At 34.1% G+C, this 16,475-nt stretch carries 8 protein-coding genes; all 8 read right to left on the reverse strand.

All coding sequences use genetic code 11. The features are described from left to right. Positions 1–64: 64 nt before the first annotated feature. Positions 65–2,008, reverse strand: coding sequence for a LysM peptidoglycan-binding domain-containing protein (locus BBH99_RS13190; RefSeq protein ID WP_066696413.1), 1,944 nt, complete (start codon positions 2,006–2,008; stop codon positions 65–67). A gap of 38 nt (positions 2,009–2,046) precedes the next feature. Beyond that, a complete protein-coding gene (bshC, locus tag BBH99_RS13195; RefSeq protein WP_066696416.1) occupies positions 2,047–3,633 on the reverse strand; it encodes a bacillithiol biosynthesis cysteine-adding enzyme BshC in 1,587 nt (528 codons plus the stop codon). A 12-nt stretch (positions 3,634–3,645) separates the two neighbouring features. Then, a complete protein-coding gene (locus tag BBH99_RS13200; protein WP_066696420.1) occupies positions 3,646–5,583 on the reverse strand; it encodes a putative porin in 1,938 nt (645 codons plus the stop codon). A 79-nt stretch (positions 5,584–5,662) separates the two neighbouring features. Beyond that, positions 5,663–6,340 (reverse strand): hypothetical protein, encoded by a 678-nt coding sequence (locus BBH99_RS13205; protein ID WP_083188826.1) that lies wholly within the window; start codon positions 6,338–6,340, stop codon positions 5,663–5,665. A gap of 72 nt (positions 6,341–6,412) precedes the next feature. Beyond that, positions 6,413–7,837 carry a RagB/SusD family nutrient uptake outer membrane protein gene (locus BBH99_RS13210; protein ID WP_066696423.1) on the reverse strand — a complete coding sequence of 475 codons (1,425 nt, stop codon included), beginning with the start codon at positions 7,835–7,837 and terminating at the stop codon, positions 6,413–6,415. A 13-nt stretch (positions 7,838–7,850) separates the two neighbouring features. Beyond that, positions 7,851–10,697, reverse strand: a complete 2,847-nt coding sequence (locus tag BBH99_RS13215; protein ID WP_066696433.1) for a SusC/RagA family TonB-linked outer membrane protein — start codon at positions 10,695–10,697, stop codon at positions 7,851–7,853. 1,152 nt (positions 10,698–11,849) lie between these two features. Further along, on the reverse strand, positions 11,850–13,304 hold the full coding sequence (locus BBH99_RS13220) for a RagB/SusD family nutrient uptake outer membrane protein (RefSeq protein WP_066696436.1): 1,455 nt from the start codon (positions 13,302–13,304) through the stop codon (positions 11,850–11,852). A 6-nt stretch (positions 13,305–13,310) separates the two neighbouring features. Next, on the reverse strand, positions 13,311–16,298 hold the full coding sequence (locus BBH99_RS13225; protein WP_066696438.1) for a SusC/RagA family TonB-linked outer membrane protein: 2,988 nt from the start codon (positions 16,296–16,298) through the stop codon (positions 13,311–13,313). Positions 16,299–16,475: the final 177 nt, after the last annotated feature.

Consider the following 16,475-nt stretch of genomic DNA (forward strand, 5'->3'; position numbering starts at 1 on the left):
AATTAAATATTATGCAAATATAATTATAATGTTAACAATAACCTTTTAAACAAAGATAAATCATCTAAGGTACTAACCTGATTACTCTGTAACCTGTGTTTACATAGGCTCCGTTTGCTTTAGATTTTACAAACTCAAATTTGGTAGCAAGCTGAGTTTGCACCTTATTCATCTGTTTGAAGATTTCTCCTTTTCGGTTTTCTCTTGTCAGCATATCATTAACAACGTCAAATCCTACGATAGCATATTTTGGCGGAGTCTTGCAATATTTACTTTTGTATGCTGCCAGAATCTCTTTTTCAAAACTGCCATCTGTATTGATCTTTCTGTCCATCAGATATACCAGGCTTGCCTGGCTCAAATCATCTACTTTCTTTTCAAAGACCGGAGAATAGAACATACTAAATGCTTTTACGCCCTGTACTTCTTTAGAAAGAGCAATCACTTTATTAGCGAAGGCTTCTCCCAAATCATCATTGGCTAATACGGCAATAACCGGAGCAGACTGCCCTGTCATCATGTTTTGATCCAGCTGAATATCTGCTGGAGAGTTTACAATAACAATATTAGGATTCTTCACTGCTTTTTCAAGCCCTGCTTTGATGTAATTGGCATTTTCCTTTTTAGTATCTGCTACTACATATATTTTTTGATCTGAATATACTGCTTTAACTTCTTCTACAATTTTATCTGCATAGGTTTGATTATTTGTCTCAACAATAATCAAATTACTATAATTGTATAATTCAGGTGTATTGGCAAATGGCGCTACTACAGGAATTTTTTGATTTTTAGTGAAATCCAATACGTCAATTACATTAGACTTAAAGAATGGCCCAATAATTAGATCTGTATTTTCAGGATTAATCTGAGTCAGAGAGTTTTTAAAAGAAGCTTCATTTCCTGAATCCACAACTTTAATATCCAGTTTCTGCCCTCCTCTGGCATTTCTTTCAATAGCCAATTTAGCACCTGTTAAGAAATCAAGAGCCATTCCTCTGTATTGAGTTTCATTGGTACTATATCCGAAAGGAAGCATCAACACGACACTTAACGCATCACCATTTTTCTTAACATAAGCTGGATCTTGTTTTTTGATTTTCAAAACCATACCGGCTTTTAAACCTTTTGAAAGATCTGGGTTAAGAGCAATTAATTCATCAATGCTTACACCGAACTTATTTACAATGGAGAATACTGTATCTCCCTGCTGAACAGTATAAGTAACATAATCATCTCCAACCGTCACATTATTGGATGTTGCTGAAGAACTTTCATTCCCAGAATCCATTTTTGCTTTTGAATTGGTTGTTTCAGCTACAGTTTCTGTATTTGATCTTTTTATTTTGATAGTCTCACCAGGCTTTAATCCTTTTTCTTCCAAACCTGGATTTAAGGCATAAAGATCCTGCTGGCTGATCCCAAACTGTTTTGTAATTCTGTAATAATTATCTTTGGCCTGGATTACATAGGTTTCTCCTTCTACAGCAGATGTAGGTGTAGCCGTTACTGTTTTTTCAACAGGAGTTTCTACAGGTTTTGTTACCGTTGTAGTTACGGTAGGCTGATCCCCACCATATTTTTTGATGCTGGTAAGAGGTAATGTAATCTCATCCCCTATCTTCATGTGAGAATCCAGTTCAGGATTCAGTTTTCTCAGATCTGTTTCAGAGATTCTGTATTGTTTTGTAATCCCATAAATGGTCTGCTTAGGCTGTAAAATAATTTTACCCACCGGAGTTCCCGCAATTGTACCCACTTTTTCAGGGGCAGCAGTTTTAGGGGCAACTGAAGCAGCAGCCTTCTCTGTTTTTATAGTTAAAACATCTCCGATAGCCAGCTTGCCATCTTTATGTTTAGGGTTTAGTTTCAGCAATTCATCTACAGTCATTCCATACTTCTTTGCAATGTTGTAAGGATTATCACCTTGTACAACGGTATGCGATTTCTGGGCTGAAACTCCCAAAACCATACATAAACTGGATAGAATAAAAAACCTCTTTATCATATTCGATAATTATAATTTACAAAAATACTTCTTTAAAATTAAATGGCAACAATTATTAATTTGGAATCTTGAACCACCATCTCTTCCAAACAATTTTCAAGCCATGAATAGCCTTCATCTGAAAAGAATACACTAAAGTTAAAAACTCTTTCCTGCCAGGTTTTGGAAGGGTGTACATCCAGAAACAGGTTTTCAAGCCTTTCCAGCAATTCGCCCTGCTTTATTTTTTCTGCATGGAGAAGGCGTTTTTTCATTCTTTTAAAGGATTTCAGCTGTCTTACTTCTTCTGCTTTCACCATATTTCCAAAGGATTTTTCAGTTGTTTCTGCAGATGCTTTTAATTCAGCAAAGTTGTTTATCAGGATTTCTTCTTTTTCATCCAATAATTCCAAAATAGGATTATCTGTTAAAATCTTACGATTGGTAATCACTGTAAAATTCTGGAAAAAATCTTCTATTTTAAGATCTAATTTTTCAATTTTCCCCAAAGTTTTCTCTTTCAGGAAAAGCATGGAGTTCCTTGGGATCAGGATAGGGAAAGGAATATTTAATGTTGAAAAATAATCCTTAAGTTCCAGCCAATACATTATTTCAGCATTTCCGCCTATGTAGGCAAGGTTCGGCAATACTTTTTCCTGATATACCGGACGCATTAAGGCATTCGGACTGAATTTTTCAGGATGATGCTCAAGTTCAGCAATAATTTCTTCTTCTGTAAACTGGATATCTGTGTCTACTACAGTATATCTTTGTCCGTTAAAATCAATCCTGTCTCTTGTTTCAGAAAGATAGAAAAGATTAATTTCACGCGGATTTACCTGAACTTTTCCATACTTCTCAGTAAGAAAATCTACTTTATCTTTTGAAGTTTTCTGTAAACTGAAATGAAGCAGTTCATCTTTAAAAACTTCTTTAATCTGTTGTTTAAGCTCCTTTGAATCACCATCCAAAATCAATAATCCGAATTTTGAAAAAAGACGGTTCACCAAGATTTGAATGGCCTGCGTCAAAGTATTTCCAACTTTATACGCTTCTTTCAGCATTAAGATCAATTCTGTTCCGAAAACTGAATCTTTGAATTCTTTTTCAAACTCAGAAATAAAGTAAGTATCGTTAATCTTGAGTCTGCCTACAGGTCCACCAGATCTTTCATTAATTTCATAATAGTTATTTTCTGTTTTAAAATGGTTGATCTCAGCAAAATCGTGATCTTCAGAAGCCATCCAATATACAGGAACAAAATTAAAATCCGGAAACTGTTCTTTAAGATAAGTACAGGTTTTAATGGTCTGTAAAATTTTATAGACAAAGAAAACGGGTCCTGAAAACAAGTTCAGCTGATGACCTGTTGTAATGGTAAACGTATCAGGCAGTTTCAGGTTTTCAATATTTTCTTTCTGTTTGGAAGAAAGAGTAAGTTCTGATAACTGTTTTTCAAACACATCAGACAATATATTTCTCTGTTCTGGCGAAAAAGAGTCTTTTTTCAGATGAATCTGCTGGCTGAAATGCTCTACAGAAAATGTTTTATCTTCAAACCCTTCAATCCTTTGATTCAAAAAATCTTTTACTAATTGAGGGATGCTTTCTATATCATTAAATGATATTTTATTAATTGTTTTCAACCTGTATCGTTTTTAGTTGAACAAATACCACACGATTCCGATATTCAATCTGAAATCATAGACCGGATAATGTGGAAATGCATAAGCTTTGTTATTAGAAATAACGGTTCCTATCTGCTGCCCTTCTATGAAAAAGAACATTTTCTTTACTTTCATGTTAATATATAAATCAGCAATAGGCTGTCCTCCAATAGAGAACGAATTAGTACCGGGAAGGATATATTCATTAAGAACAGGGAAATATTCTCTGGAATTGAATTTAGAGAAATAATATACTTTAAGCCCTGCCTGAATTTCTGCTGCTTTTTTAAATGCCTGGGTCTGATAAAAGAAGTTTGCTCTTCCTACAAAGCTCGGCATTGGAAGCAGGTTCTTATTGGTTAATGCATTTTGGAAATGCAGTCTTGTATTCAAATGGAATTTACCGTAGCTAAAAGTGGCATCACCTCCAATCTGAGAGATATTCAATGAATTCTCACTTTGTTTTGGAGCAAAATTACTATCAAAATAAGTATAATTATCAATTCTGAAGTAGTTGGCGAAAAGTTCTGTTTTAAACCATTTCAGATTAACACTTCCTCCAAGTTCCATCACAGATTGGTTCTTTGCATTTTCAAGATAATAATTGAAATTATTATACACGGAAGTATTCAATAAATAGTTGAATGATGGATAAGCACTCTGGAAATTTACTTTCGCATTCACAAAGTAATCTTTTATTGGCTCAAATTTCAGATTGTTTGTTGTTCTTAGGTAGCTTTTAAACTGACTTCCGTTTGAAAATTCAAGAAATGAATTCAGCTGAACTTTATCCCAAAGTTTCACCTGTAGATTTCCTACGGCTCCAATTCTGTTTTCTTTAAGCTCAGAGGGAAAAGGTACTCCGTTTAGTGCCACAATATCATTGATCCCGAATTTGATCATCTGATAACGAACGCCTGCATCTAACTTGAATTTCTCATTATCAAAAACCAGACTTAAAGTATTACTCAGATTGCTGGAGTATTTTTTTGTGGTTAAAGGAAATCCAGTAACTAAATCTGTAGGGGTTTCATACCAGTATTGTTCTAAAGCACCCTGATTATAATAGTATTTATTTCCTTGATGAAAAATAGTATGCCTGATACGGAATGGAAATTTTTCAGCATTGAAAGGAGTAAACTGATGACTCAGATAATATCTTCTATAAGCAAATTGTGAACTCGTTGATGCCAGATTAACCTGAGCATTCTGTCTGTTTTTATAATTGCTGTCTCCACTTTGAAACAGATTATCTTCAGTAATTCCACCACTTTCCTGGTTGTTAACATTCTGATGAAGGTAGTGTACAAACAATTCATAATTCCCATTTTTCGAAACATAATGTCCTGAAAATAGGGTATTGTTATTGGCAGCCAGAGAGTTTCTGTAAAGCCCTTGTGAACGAAGCCCCATATATTCTAGCGCAAAATTGAATCTTTTTCCGATATTCTGAGTATAGGTGGATCTTAAAGCAGCTCCATTTCTCATCGCATTATGATAGATGAATGTTGCTGTAGGCGTTTTCACATCATAATATTTCACATCATTTGCTCCCAAAATCATATAAGATTTATTGGAAGGTAGCAAGGATAAATTCTGCTCTGCATTCACTTCAAATACAAGAGGATTAAACCCGGCTCCTATATTGGCAGGCTGTACCCTTCCAAAATTATCATTGTTATTATACTGTGAAAAAATATAAGTCTTATCAAAAGTCATTACCGTATCAAAAACTTTCTTTTCAGAAAACTGGGTCTGATATTGATAATCGTTAATAGTGGGTTTGAAAATTTTCAAGGAATCTTTCTTTCCAGAGTCAATCACCAGAGTATCTTCCGGTTTTTTATATGTTTTGGCATCTTCTGTTTTAACAACCTGTGCATTGGCAGTGAAGCCGAAGAAAGTGATTATGAAAAGGATATACTTCATTATTCATTATTGTACAGCAAAAATAAGAAATAATAAGAAATAAAAAGCCCCTGCTGAATGCAAGGGATGGTATATAGGTTTACTTGTTGACAAATTCTGTCAGTTTAATCATATCCGGTTCTTTACCGAAATTAATTTTATTGGACTTCACAAAGCTCTCCAGTTCTTTCTTATCTACTGAAAATAATTCTGCAGCATCACTGGTATTTTTTGGAAATTTATAGAATTTCTTATCCTTTGAAATCATATAAAGATCTTTATCTTTTTCATAGTAATCATGAGCATCCTGTGTAAACCCGTTGTTACTTTTTGTACCTGCCATGAGTTCCATTTTTTCTCTTTTATAAAGCGTGTATTTCGGACGATCTACAAGCAGGACCAGATATCCAGTTTTGGTTTTACCTTCATAGGTATACGTAAGGGATTCGTATGTTTTTTTCAATTCTGGAAACTGAATTTTAAGCCCGTCTTCTTTATTGGCGTAATAAAGCTCATTACCCATTTTAAATTCCATTTCATCATAATATGCATTATAGCGAAGATCCTGAACGTTTTTACTGTAGTCTTTGATGATCACTTTATCAAATCGGTCTCCATTACTGTATGGTGAACCATCTATTTTATGATCCTCTTTTTGAGTTTTAAGGGGTTTGCTGTAAAACCCATTTGGTGTAGTAACAACCTGTTGAATATCATGATTTTGAGAAAGTAGCCATTGTCCCAGAAGAACTGTTGTGATAAAAAGTATTTTTTTCATATTAAGATTATCCGTTTTTAGATTATTTGTTTTTAAAAGAAAGAGCCGCTCTAGGAGCGGCTCTTTCTTTTATTAATTACCAAACCCAGGGTTAGGTGTCACCAATGTTCCAGGAACGTTGATTTCAGCTCTAGGGATCGGGAATGTCAATAGTTGATCTCCGATATTTCTAACAGTACCACTAGCACCGTTTGCACTTCTTTGAGTAATGGACTGACCTCTTCTCAACAAGTCCCAATATCCGAATCCTTCTCCAATAAGCTCTTTTTGTCTTTCCGCATATACCTTATCAAGATCAATAGTCACTGCAGGTGGTAATGCTCCTGAAGCTTTCCCACGTTTAGCCTGGATCTCATTAAAGTATTCTAATGCTTTAGTAATACTTCCGCCGTTAAGTTCTGCTTCAGCACCATTTAATAATACTTCTTCATATCTAACAAGGTGGATATTGTCAAAACTGTTTACATATTTACCATTAAGAACGTTTGTTGGAGAAATAACGCCTGCTCTGATATCATCAGCTACATAAGTAGCTTTAAAAGCCGGTAATACTTTCATATTTCCATATCCATTTGGAGCTATATTCAATTTGTTTGAAATAGATGTTGTTCCTAAATCGTTAGTAGAACCTACTGCAATTTCAAAAATTGAGTTTGCTGCAGAATTGGGCTTAGAGAAACTTCCTGAGAAATCAGAAGCAGGGATTACAGAGTATTTCTTTGAGGCTACAATGTCAGCAACTAAAGATCTTACTTTTGCATAATCTCCTTTGTAAAGATAGTATCTAGACATTAATGCCTTTACTCCATATTGATTAATTTCGGTTCTGATTGTATGTACACTAGATGATGGCGTTCCCATAAAAGTAAGTGCCTTATCAAAGTCAGCTTCAATCTGAGCTCTTGTTTCTGCTACTGTACTACGAGCTTGTTTAGCTTGTGGATCGTAAGTAGTCGGAATAACTACTCCTGTAGTTCCTCCAGCATATTCTTGACCAAACATTCTTAAAAGATCGAATAAAGCTAAAGCTCTGGTAGCATAAGCTTGACCTTTTAAATAATTAGCTCTTGCCTGGATAACTGCAGGGTCTTGAGAAGATTTCCAAGTTAACTGGCCTGTTGGTACATTATTGATAACAATGTTAGCCTTTGCAATAGCCTGATACATGTTCATGTACGGCCCTGAAGAATACTGATCACCAGCAGTCATTGAATATGATGCTACGGTCTGATAGTAACCTGCACCGTTGGCAAAATCAGAATACATACTGTTACTTCTTACTTCTCCGATCATTAAGAAATCACATCCGTAATATGATGCATTTCTCATAGAAACATACTGTCCTTTTACAAAAGATTCTAATTCTTCGATTGTATTTAATGGACCTTGTTGTACCTGCTGATAGAATTCAGTTTCGATGAAGTCATCACTACATGAAGCTAATGCTGCAGTTGATAAAACGGCCAACATTCCATATTTTAAAATATACTTTTTCATTTTTCTTAACTAATTAAAATTGAAGGTTAAATCCGATTGAATAAGTTTTCTGAACTGGTAAGTTAAGGTTATTCGTTGAGTTTAAGTTGTTCTCAGGATCAAACTTAAGGTTCTTATCGTAGCGGTAAGTAAGGATGTTATTTCCTTGAACATATACCTCGAATCCGTTAAGCCCTGTACCATTTAACATTTTAGCATCAAATCTATATCCAACTCTAACATTACTTAGTCTTAAGTAATCCGTTTTAGCTAAGAATCTTGTAGAAGCTCTGTTTGAGTTTGAAGCGTTCAGATATACCGGCTTAGGGTTCACGGCATTAGGGTTAGACGGTGACCAGAAATCAAGAGCATCAGTTGAACCAGGATAAGAGAATACATACTGACCGTCAGACTGTGTATAAGAAGCCCAGTCGTTTAATACTTTTCCTCCGAATCCGAATGTTCCTAAAGCAGATAATGTGAAATTTTTGTAAGATAGATTAAGGTTAACACCTCCGAATACATTAGAATAAGATCTTCCCTGTACAGCAAGCTGTGCATCAGCGTATTTATTAGTTGTTTCTCCGTCTACCCCGTTTTTATACCATAGAGGATCTCCATTTGAAGGATCTACTCCAGCCCATTTTCTAAGGAAGAATGTTCCGATTCCTTCACCTTCTCTAAGGATTGTAGAACCTGTAACAACGTCCTGGCCTCCATATAATGAAGTAATTTTGTTTTCAAGTGTACTCAAATTACCTCCAATACTTAAAGTAAAGTCTTCTTTTCTGATTACGTCATAGTTTACTGTAAATTCGAAACCTCTGTTTACCAAAGATCCTACGTTAACATCCATGAATGGATAAGTTAAAGTACTTTCTGAAGGAATAGGTAATCCCTGTGACATTTGTAAAGGCACACTGAATACTAGGTCTTCAGTCTTCTTGTTATAGTATTCTGCAGTCACAGTAAGTCGGTTTCTGAAGAAGCCCATATCAACACCTAAGCTTAAAGGCTTTACAGTTTCCCATTTTAATTGTGGGTTGTATACATATTTTGTAAATCCTGCAGGTGAGTCATTATAGTTTGAAGTATACTCATATAGAGAATATGGCGTACTGTTAATTGTGTTACCTACTTTACCGTAAGAACCTCTTAATTTAAATAGAGAAATTTTTTCCCATTCTTTTACGAACTGTAATCTAGCTAAGTCAACCCCTACCCCAACTGAATAGAAAGTTCCCCATTTTTGACCAGGTGTAAAGTTTGATAATGCATCTCTTCTTACAGAAGCATCCACTAAGATTAATTTATCGTAATCATAGTTTAATACTGCAGCATATCCGTTTCTAGAGCTTACATATCTTTGACCTCTTGCATAGATAGGCTTGATAAAGTTACTTAAGCTTTCAAGATTTGGAGAACCAACATTTACTCCCTGACCTGCTACAAATCTTTGGTTTCTTTGGTAAGCTTCCTGAATAGCAGAGATGTTGAATCTGTTTTTATCTCCTAACTTGAAGTTATAATTTACGATGTTCTGTAAGTTCCAGTTGAAATATCTGTCAGTAGATTCAGTTTTTCTACCATTTACCTGATACCCATCTCCGTGAACTGGATTATAGTACGTATCATTTTCAACATTATTTAATTCAGCACCTAAAACAATTTTATAAGATAAATTCTTTAGGATCTGATATTCTCCATATAAATTCCCAAAAACTCTTGCTGTTGTAGCTCTGAAATAATTATGTTCTTGTACATATCCAGAGTTAAATAAGTTATTACTTAATCTACCACTGTTTCCTAAATAATAACTTCCGTCTGCATTATAACCAGGATCTGTAGGTCTTCCAAATAATTCAAACAAGATCGGATTAGCAAATGTACCTCCATTTGGCAATGTATTAATTCTACTGTATGAAAGCTGAATATCTGTACCAAACTTAAATTTGTCCGTAGCTTTGTAATCTATCTTTGTAGTAAATCCTAAACGTTTGAAATCAGATCCTTTCAATTCACTTTCCTGCAAGAAATAGTTTGCGGAGTTATAATAGGTAATTTTATCATTACCTCCACTAATTGATGCATTAATTGAGTTTTGATATCCACTTCTACTAGTAACATCTCTCCAGTTAGTATTATTAGTGGTTGTATAAATATTTTTAGCTGCTGCACCATAATTCCCAGCTATTGCCTCTGAATAAACAGTTTCAGGGCTTATTCCATCAGCATTTCCTAACGCATTTGCTAAAAGGTATCTGTATTGTTCTGTATTCAAACCTTTCATCCCTTCAATAGCACGAGAGTTTGTTCCAGATTCAAAATTTAATGAAATCTTTGGTTTTCCTTTTTTACCGGATTTAGTTGTAATAACAATTACCCCAGCTCCTGCATCTGCACCATATACTGCTGTAGAAGCAGCATCTTTAAGTACAGTTACAGTTTCAATATCATCACTGTTAAGGTTAGCCAAAATGTTAGCAGTTGTAGCACCAGTTGTCAAGTCACCACTCTGTACACGGACACCATCAACCACATAGATAGGGTTAACACCACCATTAACAGAAGCAATACCTCTTACACGTACTGACGCGAAACCTCCAGGCTGCCCTGAAGCATTACCTGTCTGAACACCAGAAACCCTACCTTGAAGCATTTTGTCCACTGACGCTACAGGAACATCCTTAATTGCGTCACTTTTCATTGTGCCTACAGCACCGGTTAATTCCTGTACTGTTTTTTTCTGACCAAATCCAACCATTACAACTTCCTCAATCTCCGTTGCATTAGCAGTATCTTTTTTTACTTTTTGTGCAAAAGCAGCTTGCCCCAAGAAGAACAATGCTCCAGCACTTAAGACACGTAGTTTAACATTCATATTAACAAATTTTAATACATTTTTAGAAACAAATATGTTAATAAATATTAACACTAACAAATTTTATGTGTATAAATAGCTTAAATTGATTCACCACATAATAAAAACATTTCTAGAAAACAAAAAAATTTACAATATTTATAGTGTTTTATTATTTAAAATAAAAAACAACCATTCCAAAAAGGTGATTAATAATTAATAATTCAATACAAAAAAAAATATCTATAATAAATACAAATTACAATAGTGCTAATTTTCAGCTTAGTACCCCACTAAAAAGAAAAAAAATAAATCAATTTTAGTCAATATCGCCCTTTTATATACCATACGCCTCCGTTTTTGTTTCTTATCTAAGACTATTAATACCGTTTAACCTTTTTAAAAATTATAAAAATATTAAGATATTATTAATATGCTACAAACTCTAACCCTTTAGGACACCATAAATTTTAACAGATATTTTGACCTTCATTCACTACCACATACTTTTTACTGATTAATCCCTAGACAATAGCGTCTATTATACATTCAGCTAAAATACAAACGGATTAAATCCTTAGTCAATATTTGCTATCTGGATTCTTCTGAAATTATATTATGAAGAAGTATAAGTCTTATCAAATATCATTTCCGTATCAAAAACTTTCTTTTTTTGAAAACTGAGCCCGAACAGATAATCGTTGATAGTAGACTTAAAAATTCCGAGAATCCTTCTTTTCTGAGTCTATGACCAGAGTATCTTCTGGTTTCTTGGATGTGGACATCTTTTATCTTCTGTTTTAACGCCATAAAAAATGGGCCAAAAAGCATTTACTTCATTATTATTCTGCAATAAAGAAATAACAGTAATCACCTGACATTTAAATAATGGCACGTAAAAACAATCATTATAGAAGACAATTAAAATCAGTGTATATAATGTTTTAATTAAAACTCCTAATCGTAAAAGAATTGAATATGACAAGCCCTCATTGCCACTTGCTATAGAAATACAATATCACGCAATTGTTTTGACTGAACTAAAATTATAAGCAGAATACTAAAACTATCCTCATACATTAAGATAAAAAAAGTACTTCATAAGATTTTATGAAGTACAGTTTCAATTATTATTTATTAAGTTATTAAGAATTTTCTTAATATAAATTTTAATTAGTTTGGATTTTGAACAATATTAGGGTTTGTATCAATCTCTGCTTGAGGTATCTGCCATACAAATTTAGATGAATTTGCAGGAATATTAAGCTGTCCAAATGTTGGATGATTAGTTCCTGGATAATTTCTCTCCAGCGCCTGACCTAATCTCTTCATATCAAACCAAGCAATACCTTCTCCCCATAATTCGATTCTTTTCTGAGTATTGATTTCGTCAAGTAGAGCCGCTCCTGTATTTGTAGATGTTGTATATGCTACATCTCTTGCTTTCTGAATTTCAGCCAAGACCACTTTTGCTTGTGCTTCATTTCCTGATCTTGCTAAAGCCTCTGCCTCAATATAGTACATCTCTGATGCTCTTAAATAAATGTAATCCGCATCTGATACGGTAGGATCCTTGAATTTCACATTAGCATAAGGTGGCAATTCAGGGTATGTAGGATCACCTGTTACAGGAGATACAAAAGCTTTCTTTCTATAATCTGTTGCAGAGATCTTATCATAAAGTCTTTTATCAATATTTTTATAGATACCCAGACCTCCGGCATAACCACTTGTGTTTGTATTATCGAACATCCCATGGAAACTAGCCACAAAAGATGTATTGGATGTATTAATGACAGCCCCCCACATAGCATCTGTAGTTAAAGTCAAATCATAGAATCCATTACTCCATGCATCCTCATTCCCTAAACTATATCCTTGTCTAGCAGCATTTGCCGCTTGGGCAGCTTGAGGGTATTTACCCATCTCAAGAGAAACTTGAGCTAAAAAAGCATTGGCAACGCTTTTATCAATCTTTTCTCTTGTTGGTCTAGAATACCCATCCAATAATTCTATTGACTTTAAAAGATCATTTTCAATCATATTATAAACTTCACCCACAGTAGATCTTGCTTTACCTTCAAATCCTACATATGTATAGATAGGCACACATAAATCACTTGTATGGCCAACATAAGTAGGACCATAAAACCTTGCAAGCATAAAATACGAAAGAGCTCGTAGTGCATATGCCTGCCCTAAAACATATTTATTATCCTTGGTAATACCTGCTTTATTAACTCCATTAATAATTGTATTCGTTGTTTTTATTTGAAGGTAGTATGTGTTCCAAGGAAAAAGGGATCTTCCATTCGTTTGAAGTCTTCCTTGATAATTGTACCAATTGATAAACCAACTGGATTTTGCCATGGTTACATCGTTAGACATCAAATCTGTACCTGCAAGCATACCTCTATGTCCAAAATCTTCGTGAATAGCACTATTGGTATTACCAAAAGTTCTAAATCCAGTATAAATACCATCTACTAATCCTTGTAAAGCTTGAGGTGATGTTGCCAATTGCTCTTCATTAATTGTAGATTCAGGATTTGTATCTAAATAATCATTAGAACAACTTGTAAAAAACAAAGCTGATGCTAATACTGAATATATTGTTATTTTTTTCATTTTTAATTAAAATTTAACTGTTAGCCCTAAAGAAATTGATCTTACAACTCCATAATTATTTAAAGAAAGTCCATTATTTCCTGAAGCACCAATTCTAGCCAATCTAGGATCCATTCCCTTTCTCTTACTCCACATTGCTAAGTTTGAACCATAAATACCAAATTTAAGTCCTGTAAGACCTTCTGGGAGAACATTCTTATTGAAATCATAGCTAATAGAAGCATCTTGTAAACTGATATAATCTGATTTAATTAAGAATAAATCTGAAGCAGCCATCTGGGTTGTTCTAGACAAATCTAATGCTGGTAGTGGTGCATTTGTATTCGTCGGTGTCCAGGTATTATATACATCCTTGTGATAATTCTGTCCAATATTATCTCCTCCTGAAGGCAATAATCCTTGGTATACATTATCATACATATATCCACCAAACTGATATGCAAAATTTACAGAAAGGTTAATTCCCTTATATGTTACACTTGTACCAAAACCACCATAAGCCTTAGGGTTTAAGTTTTTATCACTCATATACAATTTAGCCTTTGTATAATCATTGGTTGTTACCTTATTTCCATTAGCATCATCCATGTACCATAGAGCATCTCCGTTAGATGAATCAACACCTGCAAATTGTCTTAAATAGTAAGTGTATGCTGCAACTCCTTTTTCAAATTTAAAGACACCAGAAACAAAACTGCTTGGAAGGCTCGTAATTTCGTTTTTATAGTGAGTTAGATTAGCAAATAAATTCCATGAAAAATCAGGAGTATTAAAGATGTTGGCATCAACAGATACCTCTACCCCCCTGTTCTTCATATCACCAACATTTGCTGCGATAAATCTTGTTCCAGTTGATGGCGGCAATGGTTTATTATAAATCATATCCTCAACTCCTCTTTCAAAATATTGGGCATCAATATTAACTCTATTAAATAAACTTAATTCAAATCCAACATTCAGGTTCTTTGAAACTTCCCATTTAATATCCCTGTTACCTTCATAAACCTGAACAATTGTCATGTTACCATCAGAATCTGGAACAACCTCCCACTGGGATGCATAAGCATAATAGTTCCTAGCATAACCAAAATAAGACCTGTTACTTAGGTTTACACTTCCTGCATATAGGATATTATCATTTCCTTGCTCTCCATAACTCGCTTTAAGCTTCAAATTAGTAATAGCTTTATTACCACTTAAGAAGGCTTCGTTAGTAACAGCCCAAGCCGCTCCTAATCCGAAGAAGTTACCCCATCTGTTCTCCGGAGCAAATACTGATGATCCATCTCTTCTGAAACTTGCATTGAAGAAATATTTGTTGTCATAGCTATAGTTTAACCTAGAAAGGTAACCTTCTACTTTATAGTTATCATTATAACTATTTAATCCTGCAAATTTGGTAGCATTACTTAAGATTGGCAAGTCAGGAATCGCAATATTATTTTTGGTTCCCGCAAGCATTTTGCTCTTAAAATCAGAAGTTTCATGACCTACCATTAAACTGATAGTATGCTTATTAAAACTCTTGTTCCAGTTTAATAACTGCTGATTTGTAATTGTATAATCATTAGTAGTAGCATTGGTAATACTACCACCGTATCCTACAGCATCTCCACCAATATTATTAGAGTAGTCAATATAATGACCGCTTACTAAATCATATCCTAAATTATAAGTGAAATTAAAATCTTTTAGGAAATTCACTGAAGCATATGCTCTACCACTCAAATTATCCTCAGCATTTCTTTTAATATCTAATAAAGTTGTACCATATGGATTCAAATTACCTCCATATGGACGTCCTAAGCCCATTGGACCAGTAAGGGTACCAAAATCATACTGAAGTCGCCCTGTATTATCTAATAGGAAATTACCTGCTTTATCTCTAGCCCAAATTGGATAAATTGGGGCTATATTTCTAGCCCAGCTAAACAAGTTGCTATATTGGCTTGAACCTGCCCCTTGAATTGGAGCATTTTGTTCTGACCTAGCATAGTTTACATTAACTCCAACTTTAATGTCGGATGTTAATCTTAATTCGTTGTTTAATCTTGCTGTATATCTTTTAAATCCAGAATTGATTACATATCCTTCATCATTTAAATAACCTAATGAAAGATATACATCATTTTTTTCTGAAGAATTAGCTATGTTAAGATTATATTCCTGACGCGTTCTATCCTTAAATAGGTTTTTAGCCCAATCGTCATGATACAATAATTTAGCATTAGGATTCAGTCTTCCTGTAGCTGGATCTATTAATTGATTATCTGCAACGTTATAGTTATTATAAACCAACCAATCAGGAATCATTGTGTTAGCCGCCTCTACAGCAGCAGCCCCAATGGTTTTCCCATTATAAACACCATCCGTAACTAATCTATTGTAGAACATTTCATAATATGCTCCCGGATCGGTAATCAAATCATATTCCTTAACAGCTCTAGAGTTTACACCATATTTTGTATCAAAATTAACTGTAAACTTTCCTTTTTTGGCTTTTTTAGTCGTAATAATAACAACACCATTTGCACCTCTACTACCATATAATGCATTAGCTGAAGCATCTTTCAAAAAGGAGATAGATTCAATATCTTGATTTGAAATGGAATTAATATTTCCATTGAACGGAACACCATCTACAACATAAAGTGGGTTATTGGAAGAAGATAGCGATCCAATACCTCTAAATCTTACCTGTGGAGGATCTCCAGGTTGTCCGGAATTAGCAGAAATTTGTACACCTCCTACTTTTCCTGTTAATGACTGCATAGCATTTGATGACTGTGCATCTTGTAATTGCTTTGCATTAACTGTAGTAATAGATCCGGTAATACTCTGCCTTTTCTGAGTCCCGTAAGCCACTACTACTACTTCATCAATCTCCTTTGTTTTTTCAGGAATTGTATCATTAGTTTTTTTTTGTGCCAGCAACGTTTGTCCACCGATAAAGAACAAAACCCCTGCTGATAGTACACGTAGTTTAACATTCATATTAACAAATTTTAATATATTTAGAGGCAAATATGTTAATAAATATTAACACTGGCAAATTTCAAATGCATAAGCAGAGCGCTTTCATTCGTAATACAATAAAAACACTCATTTAAAACAAAGGGATTCATAATATTTACCGGCATTTATTATTGAAAATAAAAAACATCCCTTTTA

Source organism: Chryseobacterium contaminans, from assembly GCF_001684955.1.
GTDB classification, from domain to species: domain Bacteria; phylum Bacteroidota; class Bacteroidia; order Flavobacteriales; family Weeksellaceae; genus Chryseobacterium; species Chryseobacterium contaminans.